This is a genomic window from Rhodococcus sp. DN22 (genome assembly GCF_036669995.1).
Lineage (GTDB): Bacteria > Actinomycetota > Actinomycetes > Mycobacteriales > Mycobacteriaceae > Rhodococcus_F > Rhodococcus_F erythropolis.
This window is the reverse complement of sequence record NZ_CP133326.1, coordinates 4,616,768-4,630,243: the sequence shown is the minus strand read 5'-3', so window position 1 is coordinate 4,630,243 and position 13,476 is coordinate 4,616,768. Positions and strand designations below refer to the sequence as shown.

Genomic DNA, 13,476 nt, shown 5'->3' with positions numbered 1-13,476 from the left:
AAGGTTTGTCAGGGCAGGGTGACGGCGTCGGCGCACCGGGCAGCATAGGGGGCTGCCCGGCGTGTACGACCCCAGATGGGGAGTCGACAGATGGGTGACACTGCGCCGACGCCGATGCTCGACATCGGCCCGCGGATCGGCTGTGACGTAGTGAACGTCGTGGATGTCACTCGAAGTATCGAACTCTTCGGGCGGAGGTATCTCGATCGGACCTTCACCCCGCACGAATTGCAGACGTGCGCCGGGCCGGCGCGGGATCAACGATTGGCTGCACGTTTCGCCGCCAAAGAGGCTGTGGTGAAGGTACTGCGGCCTGGTGACGTTTCCGTTCCGTGGAGTTCCATCGAAATCACTCGGGCCGAGTGGGGTGGCTGTGGGGTGACGCTGTCCGGTAATGCCGCGGAACTCGCGCGGACCCAGGATCTGCACGATTTTCAAGTATCTATCTCGCACGAAGCGGACGTGGCCATCGCAATGGTGATCGCAACACGCTCGGGCGCTCGCATCGAAAAGAAGGACGACATCGCTGATGATTGATCAGGCAATTCGGAAAGTGCTCGTCGAGCACGGTCGGCTGGCAGTCGACGTGAGCACGATCGACGGAGAGGCCGATCTTTACGAGTTGGGTTTGACGTCGCACGCGAGCGTGAATGTCATGTTGGCACTGGAGGATTCGTTCGACATCGAGTTCCCTGACGAGTTGTTGCGGAAGAGTACTTTCGCAAGCGTCAAGGCGATCGAGGGTGCGTTGACGGAGTTGGGTGCTGCATGAACGCTCCGCAATCGCAGTGCTCCACCGGAACGGCCCTCGAGCGGGCCGCACGGTTGGCCGACGAAGTTGCAGCGGTGTGGGCCGACGAAGTCGATGCAGAAGCAAGGTTTCCGCGTGAAGCTGTCGACGCCATGCGAAGCGAACGGCTGCTGTCCGTAGCTGTGCCGAGGGAACTAGGCGGCGAAGGGCTCTCGCTGCAGGAAGTGTCGCAGATCGCCCGTGTGATCGGAACACGCTGTGCAGCAAGCGGAATGATTTTCGCGATGCATCAGACGCAGATATACTCGTTGGTCAAGCACGGCAACACCGAAGCACTACGCGAGTTTGTCGAAGAAACGGTCGACAAGCAATTGCTGTTGGCATCGGCAACCACTGAGCTGGGAATCGGTGGTGACGTCAGCCGGAGTTACTGCGCGGTGGAAGACTTGGGCGGTCACCTGCTGTTGATCAAGAACGCGCCTGTCATTTCGTACGGTGAACACTCCGACGCGATAGTCGTGACGGCTCGGCGAACACCGGAGAGTCAGCCGAACGATCAGGTTCTCGTGGTGTGTCGTACCCCAGACCTGACGCTCGAACGCACCACCGAGTGGAACACGCTGGGGCTGAGGGGAACTTGCAGTCTCGGTTACATCCTTCGGGCCACCTCGACGCCGGAGATGGTCGCCGACGTACCGTATTCCGATATCTCCACCCACACGATGCTTCCGGTCTCGCACGTCGTCTGGAGTTCGGTGTGGTTGGGAATTGCCGACGCTGCAGTCGAGAAGGCGCGCAAGTACGTGCGTGCCGCCGCCCGCAAGCAGCCCGGGGTCACTTCCCCCGGAGCGCTGCGGCTCGCCGAAGTTGCCGCTTCGGCACAACAATTCGCCGATCTCGTCGGCGCCTCTGCGCGCAGGTACGACCGCGCAGTCCACGCGGAGGAAGGCGTTGCCGATTTCGAGGCGACGGGAGCGGTGGGATTTTCGCTCGCGATGAACAACCTGAAAGTCACAGCGTCGACAGCGGTGGTGGAAATCGTGGGGCAGACAATGTTGATCTGTGGAATCTCGGGATATCGCGAGGACACCGAATTTTCGCTCGGTCGGCACCTTCGTGACGCGCACGGCGCAGCGGTGATGGTGAACAACGATCGAATCATGGCAGGTTCAGCGCACATGGCCATCGGATACCGGGGAACGCTATGACGAACGAGACTGTGACGACCGAGACTGTGACAGGCGAGACCGATCTGGATCGGGCCCGGGCTGCATTTCAACGTGAACTGCTCGTCGAAGGACTTCTCGTCGAGACGGAGGTGCCGGGACTCTACGGGCGTTCCGGCGTGTTCGAGGACATCGTCGACGGTATCGACCGAGTGGTGATTGCAGCGGGGCCAGGCGACGCCGCGACTCGGCTGCGGTTCCCGCCGGTGTTCCCGCGGAGCAGTTTCGAGCGCACCGACTACATCGCTTCGTTTCCCAACCTCACCGGCGCCATCAACACCTTCGCCGGTTCCAATCGCGATCACGCGCGACTGCTGGCCGATCGCGCCGAGGGACAATCGTGGGACCGCCACCTCGAGCCGACCGAGACCATGCTCGTGTCCGCAGCGTGCCATCCTGCCTATGCGCGGTACACCGGAGTTCTGCCCGAAGGCGGCGTGCTGCTGGACATCTACGGTTTTTGCTTCCGGCACGAACCGGCCATCGATCCGGCTCGCATGCAAGCGTTTCGGATGCACGAGTTCGTGACGATCGGTGACGCCGCGGCAGCGCGAGCGCATCGCGAGCATTGGATCGAGCGGGGGCTCGAGGTGCTCGGCCGGCTCGAACTCGACGCTACCCCGGTGATCGCCAATGATCCTTTCTTCGGGCGCGCCGGAAAGATGCTTGCAGCCAACCAGCGTGAAGAGAATCTCAAGACGGAACTGACAGTTCGGCTCTACGGAGATCTCGACGAGGGCACGGCGATCGTGTCCTCGAACAACCATCTCGACCATTTCGGTGTCAACTTCGACATCCGAACGGCGGAGGGGGAGGTGGCACACAGCTCGTGCGTCGGCTTCGGGATGGAGCGAATCGCGTTGTCCTTGTTGCGGACTCATGGTCTTGACGTGGCTGCATGGCCAACCTCCGTTCGTGAACGAATGGGCATCTGATGTCACGGCTGATCGACATTTCACCTGATCGCTACCGGCCCCATTCGTTGCACCAGGACGACCGCGTGTGGGCGCAGACCAACTGCTACACGGATCTGTGGATCGAAGTGTTGCATTCGCTGGGATTGGACCCCGTCCCGGCATTGGCATGTGCCTTCTCATCGCGGTTCGACGGGACTCAGTGGACGTTCCTCAAGCTCAAGGCCGAGGACATCTACGCGCTGTACGGAATCGAAGTCGCCGAGATGAACGTCTGGCGGGCACCGCTGATCCATGTCGAGGACAACCTCGCGGTTGGGATGCTGTCGACGGTTGAAGTGGACGGATACTGGCTTCCCGACACTCTTGGAACGAGCTATCACGAGGGGCACACCAAGACCACGATCGTGCCCAATCGGATCGATCGCGTTGCCGGCGAGCTCGAGTACTTTCACAACAGCGGCTACTACTTGCTGCGAGGCGACGATTTCTCCGGCGTCTTCGATCTCGATCGTTCCTCACTTCCTTCGTTCGTGCCCTATGTCGAACAGATCAGGTTGAATCCGGTTCACGCGACCAACGCCGGAAACATCGCCGAAGTGGCTCGGCGGAATGTAGCGGTTCGAGCGGTGGGTAATCCGGTGCGAGAGCTGGGACGCAAGGTGATCGACGACCTCGAATGGGTGCAGGGGGCGGGTATGGATGCGTTTCACCTCTGGTCCTTCGGGCTACTTCGTCAGTGCGGGGCCAGCGCGGAGCTGGCTGCCGACGCCAGCGAGTTCTTGGACACTGCAGGTTTCTCCGGGACAGGCGAAGCTGCGCCAGATTTCCGCAAAGTGGCATCCGGTGCCAAGAGCGTGCAGTTTCAGATGGCGCGTGCCTCCAGGGGCCGCGCGGTGGACCCGCGTGAGCAACTCGACGAGATGGCCGTGTCGTGGAAGAGGGCGATGGAAATCGTTGCCGACACAGTCGGCGTCGACTCGCATCGACACTTGAGGTTGGTCTAACAGTGCCTCGTTCGTCAGCAGACCTGCTGGCCGGCGCGATATGGCGATGCGCTGCAACCGAACCCGGATCCATATCCGACCCGGATGCCCTCGAAGCCGTGACCGAGTGGGTCGCAGCGTCCGTGCCTGGAACAGTCGTCGGTGCGTTACGTGCGGAGCAGACGGACGCCGGACGCACGAAGTCCGTTTCGTCGTCGTCTGTTTCAGAATCGTCCGTTTCATCATCGGACTGGTGGTTCGTGACTACCGTGGCCACGACCGGTGAGGGGTCGTGGCTGCTCCAGTTCGACGGTATGACGGCGTTTGCGGATGTCTGGATCGGCGGTGTCCGTGTCGCGTCCACTGAATCCATGTTCGCACCTGGGGAAGTGAGCATTCCGGCCGGAGTCGGCGCTGGTAAACGTGTCCAGGTGGCTGTTCATTTTCATTCTCTCTCCGCGATTTTGAGATCGAGGCGTCCTCGAGGACGTTGGCGCTCGTCGATGGTCCGTGAACAGGGCCTTCGGTGGATCCGAACCACGATGCTCGGTATGGCTCCCGTGTTCAGTGGTGTACCGGTACCGGTGGGTCCGTGGCGGGGTATCCGCTTGTTGGACAAGGGGATTGCCGCCGTAGTCTCTGCTGTCAAGCATGCGAGTGTTGACGGCACAACCGGTCGCGTTGCCGTCAGTGCTCGGCTCACCGGATTGCCGGCCTCGCTGGAGTACGTGACCGTGCGCGTCGGCGAACACTCGCGGCAATTGGCTGTATCCGCCGGACCGGATGGATTTCTCGAGGTGTCCGGCGTCGTCGAAGTGCCGGAAGCGAAGTTGTGGTGGCCGCACACTCATGGCACCCCGCGCACTTATCCGGTGACGATGGAAGCGGTCGGAGTCTCCGAGCATCTCGGTTCAGTTGGCTTCCGGACGGTGGAGGTCGACAGATCCGATAGTGGATTCCGTTTGTATGTCAACGGCATCCGGGTGTACTGCCGTGGTTCGGTGTGGGTGCCGACCGACCCGATCTCGCTTCAAGGCGACGCTGGCACCACTCGCGTCTTGGAACGCCTGGCAGAGGCCGGCCTGAACATGATTCGAATCCCGGGGACGATGGTCTACGAGAGCGACCACTTCTGGGAGGAATGCGCGCGACTGGGCATTCTCGTGTGGCAGGACATGATGTTGGCGACGCTCGATCCGCCCGACACCGACGAATTCTTCGAACTCGTTGCCTCCGAGGTCACCGAGTTCTTGCACAGAGTGCGCGGAAATCCCGCTTTGGCAGTCTTCTGCGGCGGCAGCGAGACCGAACAGCAGCCGACCATGCTGGGCTTGGTCGATCAACACATCCCGCTCATTCATTCGAGACTGCCGGAGTTGATCTCGACGGTGGCACCCGAACTCGAGTACGTGACGTCGTCCCCCTCGGCGCCTCGCGGGGGCGAGCAATTGGCAACGCATGTCGGAAGCGGGGTCGCTCACTACTTCGGGGTGGGTGCCTATCGTCGTCCACTGGCCGACGTGCTCAGCGCGCGAGTACGTTTTGCGACCGAATCATTGGCATTTTCGATTCCACCGTCGAATGCCGTGATCGAGAACGAATTCGGTTCACTCGCCGTCGCGGGGCACCACCCGGCATGGAAAGCCGCGGTGCCTAGGGACAACGGATCGTCGTGGGATTTCGAGGATGTTCGGGACCACTACGTCTACGCGCTTTTCGGCGAAGACGCTCGTGAAGTCCGGTGGTCCGACCCGGAACGCTATCTCGACCTGGGGCGAGCAGCTGTATGTGAGGCGTTCGCATCGACGCTCGGATACTGGCGTCGCCCGGACTCTCGGTGCGACGGCGCCTTGACACTCGCACTGCGAGACATGGAGCCCGGACCGGGATGGGGGGTCCTCGATTGGAGCGGCAGCCCCAAAGCTCCGTGGTTCGTGCTCCGTAGGAGCGCCAAACCGATCGCGCTCCTCGTCACGGACGACGGTATGGACGGATTGAGGCTCGACGCGATCAACGAGACCGCCGAACCTGTCGTCGGCGAGATCAGGTTTCGAGCGCACAGTCGGTCAGGCGTCGTCCCGGTCGACGTCGCGCTACCGGTCAAGGTGGAAGCGCATTCAAGTCTGACCTGGTCCGTGGACAGCCTTGTCGGCCGTTTCACCGACCTCACTCACGTGTTTCGGTTCGGGGCGCGGACATACGACGCCGTCACCGTCACACTCGAAGACGAAGACGGCGAGATGGTGGACGAAGTGGTCCACCTCCTGGGTGGCTCGGCGCGGCCTCGCGAGCGATCGGTCGGACTTGTTGCCACAGCGCGCAACGTCGGTGACGAAGAGTGGGTAGTCGACGTCTCGACGGATGCTTCCGCCCAATACGTTGCCCTCGAACTGCAGGGCTTCGAGCCCGAAGACTCCTGGTTCCACCTCGCGCCGAACGGTCGCAGGACTGTACGCCTACGGAGAACCGGTCAGGCGACGAAGGTGATCGGTCGCGTTCGGGCGCTCAACTCGCACGTGAGTGTGGCCGTGGCGCCGCCGATCACTCCGGTCACACAATCCTCGCCGTCCAAGCGGACGTCGAAGAAGACGAGTGCTACGGGAAACTGAACGGATCGGACTGCGCTGCGAGATCGCACACCGATAGAATCGAACCGGCGCACAACTCTGCCTCGGTGGGGATATTGCGCTCGGGCTGTGCGTCCGCAACCCGTCATCACTGTTCAGGAGCGCGTTCGTTGACTTCCTTGTCCTCTGCCCAGACTGCGCTCGCTGGACTCGCCGAGGTCGCCCTCGCAGATGCCGCGTTCACTCCGGTGATCGAATCCATCGGATCGGCCGCCTTGGACATCGTGGCTCCGAAGCCGGCTCGGCCGTTCATCGCCGCTGCACTCGCCGCTCGCACGCCGGTGCTGCTGGTGACAGCCACCGGTCGTGAAGCCGACGATCTGACTTCGGAACTCACCGAGATGCTCGGTGGAGGAGTGGCGCAGTTTCCGTCGTGGGAAACATTGCCGCACGAGCGACTGTCGCCGAGCGCGGATACCGTTGGGCGACGGGTGGAGGTACTGCGCAGACTCGCCAGGCCAGACGACGCCTCGTACGGATCGCCTCTTCGGGTGATCGTCACCACGGTGCGTTCCCTCGTTCAGCCGATGGCGCCAGGCCTGGGCGAGATAGAACCGATCACGTTGCGCGTCGGCACCGAGATCGATTTCGATTCCGTTCTGGTTCGTCTGGTGGAGATGGCGTACAGCCGCGTCGACATGGTGGGAAAGCGTGGTGAGTTCGCGGTCCGTGGTGGCATTCTCGACTTGTTCTCGCCCACGGCGGATCATCCGGTCCGTATCGAATTCTGGGGTGACGAGGTATCCGAGCTTCGGTACTTCTCAGTTGCCGATCAGCGTTCGCTAGCGGACGTCGACGTCGATTCCGTGATCGCGCCGCCGTGTCGTGAACTGATTTTGACAGCTGATGTTCGTGATCGAGCTGCCGCACTCGCTGCTGAGAACCAGGCTGACGCGTCGTTGGTCGAGATGCTGGACAAGATCTCGGCAGGTATCCCCGTAGAGGGGATGGAAGCTCTGCTCCCGGTTCTCAAACCCGGTGAACTGCAGCTACTTTCCGATGTACTTCCCGAAGGGGCGCACATTCTTCTGTGTGATCCGGAAAAGGTGCGCACCCGCGCCACCGACCTGGTGCGCACCGGCCAGGAATTCTTGGAAGCATCGTGGACGGCGGCGTCGATCGGCGGCGCTGCACCGCTCGACACGTCGATCCTCAACGGCGGAGGAGTCGATCTCGGTGCCTCCGCGTACCGGTCGCTTCGTCATGTTCGCGAATCTGCCGAAGCTGCCGGCCGACCCTGGTGGACAGTCAGCCCGCTGGCGTCGGGAAACGGTGAAGAACTCGAACTCCCGGTGCATGCGGCACCGCAGGTGCGCGGTTCCGACGACCTGTTGGCCGAGCTGTTCGTCAGCCTTCGGGCGCACGTGAGCACGGGCGGTCGCGCGGCGATCGTGGTGGCAGGTGCCGGAACCGCAAGCCGCGTCGTGGAGCGACTCGGTGAAGCCGAAGTGCCCGCCAAGATGCTCGATGCCGGCGCTACCCCCGCCCGTGGACAGGTCGCGGTGCTCCGCGGATCACTGCATGACGGACTGGTACTCGCCGGCGACGACTCGACGCCTGGGATGGTGATCGTCACCGAGTCCGATCTGACCGGCAACCGCGTTGCTGCGGTCGGCGACGGAAAGCGCTTGCCGGCCAAGCGCCGCAATCAGGTTGATCCCCTCGCGCTGTCGGCAGGGGACATGGTCGTGCATGATCAGCACGGTATCGGCCGGTTCGTCGAAATGGTCGAACGCACCATCGGTGGGGCGCGTCGTGAATACCTGGTCATCGAATACGCGCCGAGCAAGCGCGGTCACCCGGGCGATCGTCTGTTCGTCCCGATGGAATCGCTCGATCAACTCTCCCGATACGTCGGTGGGGAGTTGCCGGCGCTGAGCAAGCTCGGTGGATCCGACTGGGCAAACACCAAGCGTAAGGCCCGCAAGGCAGTTCGTGAGATCGCGGGCGAGCTGGTTCAGCTCTACGCAGCGCGTCAGGCTGCTCCCGGGCATGCGTTCGGCCCGGACACACCGTGGCAGAAGGAACTCGAAGACGCATTCGCGTTCACCGAGACGATCGACCAGTTGACCGTTATCAGTGAGGTCAAGGCCGACATGGAGAAGCCGGTTCCGATGGACCGGGTGGTCATCGGTGACGTCGGGTACGGCAAGACGGAGATCGCCGTCCGCGCCGCGTTCAAGGCAGTGCAGGACGGCAAGCAGGTGGCGGTGCTGGTGCCGACGACTCTGCTTGCACAGCAACATCTTCAGACCTTCACCGAACGAATGTCGTCGTTCCCGGTGAAGGTGCGAGGGCTGTCCCGGTTCACCGACGCCAAGGACTCGAAGGAAATCATCGCCGGCATGGCGGAAGGTGAGATCGACATCGTCGTCGGTACTCACCGGTTGCTGCAGACCGGTATTCGCTGGAAGGACCTCGGGCTTGTGATCGTCGACGAGGAACAGCGATTCGGAGTCGAGCACAAGGAACACATCAAGGCGCTACGCACCCACGTCGACGTCCTGACGATGTCGGCTACCCCGATTCCTCGTACTCTCGAGATGAGCATGGCCGGGATCCGTGAAATGTCCACGATCCTCACACCGCCGGAAGAACGTCATCCTATCCTCACGTACGTCGGCGCGTATGCGGACAAGCAGGTTGCCGCGGCCATCCGGCGTGAACTTCTGCGCGACGGTCAGGTCTTCTACGTTCACAACCGTGTCAGCTCGATCGACAAGGCAGCCAAGAAGATCCGCGAACTCGTCCCGGAGGCTCGCGTCGTCGTCGCGCACGGTCAGATGAACGAGGACACTCTCGAAAAGACTGTGCAAGGATTCTGGGAACGCGACTTCGACGTGTTGGTCTGTACCACGATCATCGAAACCGGTCTGGACATCTCGAACGCGAACACACTGATCGTCGAACGCGCGGATTCGCTGGGCCTCTCGCAGTTGCATCAGCTTCGCGGACGCGTCGGGCGTAGTCGTGAACGTGGATACGCCTATTTCCTGTACCCGGCCGAAAAGCCTTTGACGGAAACGGCATACGACCGACTGGCAACGATTTCGCAGAATTCGGACCTCGGCGCGGGTATGGCCGTCGCGATGAAGGACCTCGAAATCCGTGGAGCCGGAAACGTTCTGGGCGCAGAGCAGTCCGGCCACGTCGCGGGGGTCGGGTTCGATCTGTACGTCAGGCTGGTCGGTGAGGCGGTCGAAGCCTTCCGGGCTGCAGCCGACGGCAAACCGATCACAATGGACGAGGGCACGAAGGAAGTCCGGATCGACCTACCGGTGGACGCGCACATCCCGCCCGACTACGTCACCAGTGACAGGCTAAGGTTGGAGGGGTACCGCAAGCTCGCTGCGGCAAATGATTCCGACGGCATCGCTGCCGTAGTCGAAGAACTGGTCGATCGCTACGGCCCACTGCCCGAAGAGGTTCGACGGCTGATCTCGGTGGCCAAGCTTCGACTGCTCTGCCGCGAGTATCAACTGGAGGAAGTCGCCGTCACCGGAACTCAGCTCAAGATCTCGCCTATGTCACTGCCCGATTCCAAACAGATCAGGCTCAAGAGGATCTATCCGAGCGCGCAGTACCGGGCAACGACCGGGCTCGTGCAACTCCCGCTGCCTCGCACCGGCGGAGTCGGCTCGGATCGCCTGCGGGACGTCGAACTACTTCAATACATCGCGGACTTCATCCTGGCGATTGACGGGCGCGCCGCCGGTGCCGTCCTGGTCGAGGCGTGAGCACACGGTGAACGAATCGCCCGTCGTCGTACTGCTCGATCCTTTGCGGCCGCACGTCTTTCCGCTGGAGGCGCTCCCGTTCCTGTCCGGCGCGATCGATATCGACCCGGACGTCCCCGACTCGGTACGCGGCGCACTGCCGGCCACGACACCCGGCGCCGCGGTGACTGTGATGATGGACACCGCCGAGCCGAAGATCGCGGCGTTGTCTGCCGCTGGGGTAAAGATGATTCGCGCCGAACCCATTCACGGCGATCGACTGGTGGAAGCGGCGTCGATCATGGACCGGTTGTGGAATCGCGGCGGTTGGGAGTCGACCCAGACGCACGAGAGCCTCTCCGTTTACCTCGTCGAGGAGACCTACGAGGTACTCGACGCGATTCGAAGCGACGACGAGAGCGATCTTCGGGAGGAACTCGGAGACCTGTTGCTTCAGGTGTTGTTCCACTCGCGGATCGCTCAAGCACACGGTGTTTTCGAATTGGACGACGTGGCCGGTGCATTGATCGCGAAACTCGTGCACCGCAGCCCGCACCTGGTCAGTTCCGGGGCGGTCGACATCGCTGAGCAAGAGCGGGCGTGGGACGCTTTGAAGGCTGCCGAGAAGGCTCGCGCGTCATCCATGGACGGCATCGCTCGGTCGCAGCCGCCGTTGCTCCTCGCCGAAAAAGTACTGAGCAGGGCCGCCAAAGCTGGTGTGATCGAAAGCGCCGATGAAGCTGATCTGGAAGCTCTGATCGAGCAGTGCCGACGCGCCGACACTGCACTCCTGGGCGCCCTGGACATGCTGATCGCCGACATTCGGATTCGTGAGGGAAGACGTCTCGAAGACGTGGAGGATTAGCCCACTTTGACGTAATTGCCCGGTAATCACCTGGCAATCGGAAAATAGCTTGGGCTTGGTGAGTGCAGTTGAAACAAACCTAAGGTATGTTTACGTACGAAATGAGCAACACTGGGTCGTTTTCTTGCATGAATTGGCCTTTGATCGGCGGTTATGTAGGGGGGTCCGATGACGGTTCATTTCTGCACTGCGAGCAGCGAGGTACGGCAACCGGCGGGGTGTTGCCGTACCTGGACGCTCGCGGTGGCTACCGATCAGCGATCCCCCAAGCCGTTCGATCCGCTGACGCCGTTCGTATGACAAGAAAGACTGATGGCAAATGAGCGTTCATGCTGAGGTGGAGAGCCGGTCGGCGGTATCGCAGGATTCCGCTCATGTCGGAACGGACTGGCGCCGGGCATACCGGAAGCGGATCGCAGTGAGCGATTCGATCACGGTCCTGTTCGTGATCGCACTCGCTCAGATCGGCAGTATGTGGCCGCATCCCATCGAGTGGCTGACACCACTTAAAGTGATCGCGTCTGCAGCGTTGGGCGGACTGTGGATGATCGCCCTCGCACGGGGGCGTAGCCGTCATCAGGCGATACTGGGCGAGGGCAGTGACGAGTACGAGAAGGTACTGCTCGCTACCGGCCAGGTCTTCGGAGTAGGCGCATTGGCCGGGATCATTCTGGGCGTGGGAATTGCGCGAAGCTACCTCATGATCGCACTGCCCGTCGGACTCGCTGCGCTGCTTCTCGGACGCTACCTCTGGCGACGCGACATTCGAAAGAAGCGTGCGATCGGGGATTGCCGTAACTCGGTGCTGTTGGTTGGTGGACATGCGTCCGTCGTTGCTACTACGCGTGCCTTCGTGCGGGAATCCTCGGCAGGCTACGACGTTGTGGGAGCGTGCATTCCGCGTCGGGCGACCGCGTTGGACGATCACATCGTTGTCGACGGAGCAGCAGTCCCGGTAATGGGCAACGAGTTCGAGGTAGTCGAGGCGATGCGCGCAAGTGGCGCAGACACCGTCATCGTAACCGGGACCGAAGACCTCGGACAGGTGGGCATTCGCAAACTGATGTGGGACCTCGAAGCCGAGGGCGTCGACATGGTGGTTTCACCGGTCGTGGCCGATGTGTCGAAGGCTCGCTTGATGTTTCGCCCTGCGGCGGGACTCCCGTTGATTCACGTTGCGCGGCCGCGCTACCAGGGCGCGAACCGGCTTGCGCCCGCTGTTTTCGACGCGATGTTCTCGATGCTGATGATCCTCCTCGTGGCGCCGGTCATGCTCGCCGCTGCCGCTGCAGTCAAGTTCACGTCCAAAGGCCCGGTGTTCTACAAGGCGGAACGCATCGGCCTCAACGGGAAACCGTTCCCCATGTTCAAGTTTCGTACCATGGTGGAAGGCGCCGATCAGCAGGTTGTCGATCTGATGGGGGACAACGAAGGCGCCGGAGGTGTGTTGTTCAAGATGCGTGAGGATCCACGAATCACGTCCGTCGGCAAGATCCTTCGTCGATTGAGTATCGACGAGCTACCGCAGTTCTTCAACGTCATTCGCGGAGAGATGAGCGTTGTCGGCCCGCGGCCGCCATTGCGTCGCGAGGTCGAGATGTACGACGACGAGGTTGCCCGGCGCCTGCTGGTCAAGCCTGGCATCACCGGTCTCTGGCAGGTAAGTGGTCGCAGTGATCTCTCCTGGGAAGAATCTGTTCGTCTCGACTCTTCCTACGTGGAGAATTGGTCTGCGGCGCAGAATATCTCGATCATCACCAGGACCGTATCCGCAGTGCTCAGGAGCGACGGAGCGTACTGACCGGACAGAGGCAGTCAGCATTCCTGGAACTGGGCGCGAACATACCCGGCGGTTTGCCACACATAGTTCGCGGCCCAGACCCAGACCGGAAGTGGTCGGGGGTCCGCGACTACGTCGATGTCACCGTCCCAGCAACGGTTGATGATGTAGCGACTGCGAGAGACATGGGGAACGAAGGTCACAACGATGACACGCTTCCATCCCTGTGCCTCGGCGCGACGCCGAATCTCCTGTCCTTCACCACGCGTGGTCGACGGATCTGGCTTGAAACAGCTGACCTCGAAGTCGTAGGTGCCCTCGCATATTGCGGTGATCCTCGGATCATTGCTTCGATACGGATTCGAAAAGATGATCTGGGGCGCGTAGCCCTGCTCGGCCAAGGACAGTCCGTATTCTTCTCTGCCGTCGTGATCACCGCCGAGAACAACTATCGCGTCGGCCATTTCGGGTGTGTCGATCACCGGATCGACGTAGACCGGCCAGCCGGCGGCAGTGATTGCAGTAAGTCCGCCGACAATCCCGCTGAGAACGAGTACGCGTCGACGGACCTTGGGGCGAGTGGATTTCACAATTACTTCCTGTAGTGCAGA

At 61.9% G+C, this 13,476-nt stretch carries 10 protein-coding genes; 9 read left to right on the top strand and 1 reads right to left on the bottom strand.

Going from position 1 to position 13,476, the window contains the following annotated elements:
* Nucleotides 1-90: 90 nt before the first annotated feature.
* From RA302_RS20965 to RA302_RS20925, 9 genes are all read left to right on the top strand, one after another.
* Nucleotides 91-537 (top strand): holo-ACP synthase, encoded by a 447-nt coding sequence (locus RA302_RS20965; protein WP_064443926.1) that lies wholly within the window; start codon nucleotides 91-93, stop codon nucleotides 535-537.
* Nucleotides 530-772 (top strand): acyl carrier protein, encoded by a 243-nt coding sequence (locus tag RA302_RS20960; RefSeq protein ID WP_003946296.1) that lies wholly within the window; start codon nucleotides 530-532, stop codon nucleotides 770-772. Before RA302_RS20965 ends, RA302_RS20960 begins: the two co-directional genes overlap by 8 nt.
* Nucleotides 769-1,959: an acyl-CoA dehydrogenase family protein gene (locus RA302_RS20955; RefSeq protein ID WP_042448906.1), complete on the top strand. Its 1,191-nt coding sequence runs from the start codon at nucleotides 769-771 to the stop codon at nucleotides 1,957-1,959. Before RA302_RS20960 ends, RA302_RS20955 begins: the two co-directional genes overlap by 4 nt.
* The gene (locus RA302_RS20950; protein WP_007728880.1) at nucleotides 1,956-2,912 is read left to right on the top strand and encodes an amino acid--[acyl-carrier-protein] ligase; all 957 of its coding nucleotides are present in this window, start codon (nucleotides 1,956-1,958) and stop codon (nucleotides 2,910-2,912) included. The genes RA302_RS20955 and RA302_RS20950 overlap by 4 nt, the downstream gene beginning before the upstream one ends.
* Entirely contained in the window at nucleotides 2,912-3,898 is a 987-nt protein-coding gene (locus tag RA302_RS20945; protein WP_003946304.1) for a DUF1839 family protein, read from the top strand. The genes RA302_RS20950 and RA302_RS20945 overlap by 1 nt, the downstream gene beginning before the upstream one ends.
* A 2-nt stretch (nucleotides 3,899-3,900) precedes the next feature.
* Nucleotides 3,901-6,486 (top strand): glycosyl hydrolase, encoded by a 2,586-nt coding sequence (locus tag RA302_RS20940; RefSeq protein ID WP_070162458.1) that lies wholly within the window; start codon nucleotides 3,901-3,903, stop codon nucleotides 6,484-6,486.
* 128 nt (nucleotides 6,487-6,614) lie between these two features.
* Nucleotides 6,615-10,241 carry a transcription-repair coupling factor gene (gene mfd / locus RA302_RS20935; protein ID WP_070162502.1) on the top strand — a complete coding sequence of 1,209 codons (3,627 nt, stop codon included), beginning with the start codon at nucleotides 6,615-6,617 and terminating at the stop codon, nucleotides 10,239-10,241.
* Between the two features lie 7 nt (nucleotides 10,242-10,248).
* Nucleotides 10,249-11,085 (top strand): MazG family protein, encoded by an 837-nt coding sequence (locus RA302_RS20930; protein ID WP_030536281.1) that lies wholly within the window; start codon nucleotides 10,249-10,251, stop codon nucleotides 11,083-11,085.
* A gap of 319 nt (nucleotides 11,086-11,404) precedes the next feature.
* Nucleotides 11,405-12,886 (top strand): sugar transferase, encoded by a 1,482-nt coding sequence (locus RA302_RS20925; protein ID WP_338477828.1) that lies wholly within the window; start codon nucleotides 11,405-11,407, stop codon nucleotides 12,884-12,886.
* A 14-nt stretch (nucleotides 12,887-12,900) separates the two neighbouring features.
* Here the strand turns inward: RA302_RS20925 and RA302_RS20920 are convergent, their stop codons facing one another.
* A complete protein-coding gene (locus tag RA302_RS20920; protein ID WP_007728868.1) occupies nucleotides 12,901-13,455 on the bottom strand; it encodes a YdcF family protein in 555 nt (184 codons plus the stop codon).
* Between the last annotated feature and the right edge of the window lie 21 nt (nucleotides 13,456-13,476).

What these genes read in the sequence shown, in the direction of transcription:
- RA302_RS20925 (WP_338477828.1), top strand. Translation starts at nt 11,405, where the DNA reads ATGAGCGTTCATGCTGAGGTGGAGAGCCGGTCGGCGGTATCGCAGGAT.
- RA302_RS20960 (WP_003946296.1), top strand. Translation starts at nt 530, where the DNA reads ATGATTGATCAGGCAATTCGGAAAGTGCTCGTCGAGCACGGTCGGCTG.
- RA302_RS20965 (WP_064443926.1), top strand. Translation starts at nt 91, where the DNA reads ATGGGTGACACTGCGCCGACGCCGATGCTCGACATCGGCCCGCGGATC.
- RA302_RS20945 (WP_003946304.1), top strand. Translation starts at nt 2,912, where the DNA reads ATGTCACGGCTGATCGACATTTCACCTGATCGCTACCGGCCCCATTCG.
- RA302_RS20955 (WP_042448906.1), top strand. Translation starts at nt 769, where the DNA reads ATGAACGCTCCGCAATCGCAGTGCTCCACCGGAACGGCCCTCGAGCGG.
- RA302_RS20950 (WP_007728880.1), top strand. Translation starts at nt 1,956, where the DNA reads ATGACGAACGAGACTGTGACGACCGAGACTGTGACAGGCGAGACCGAT.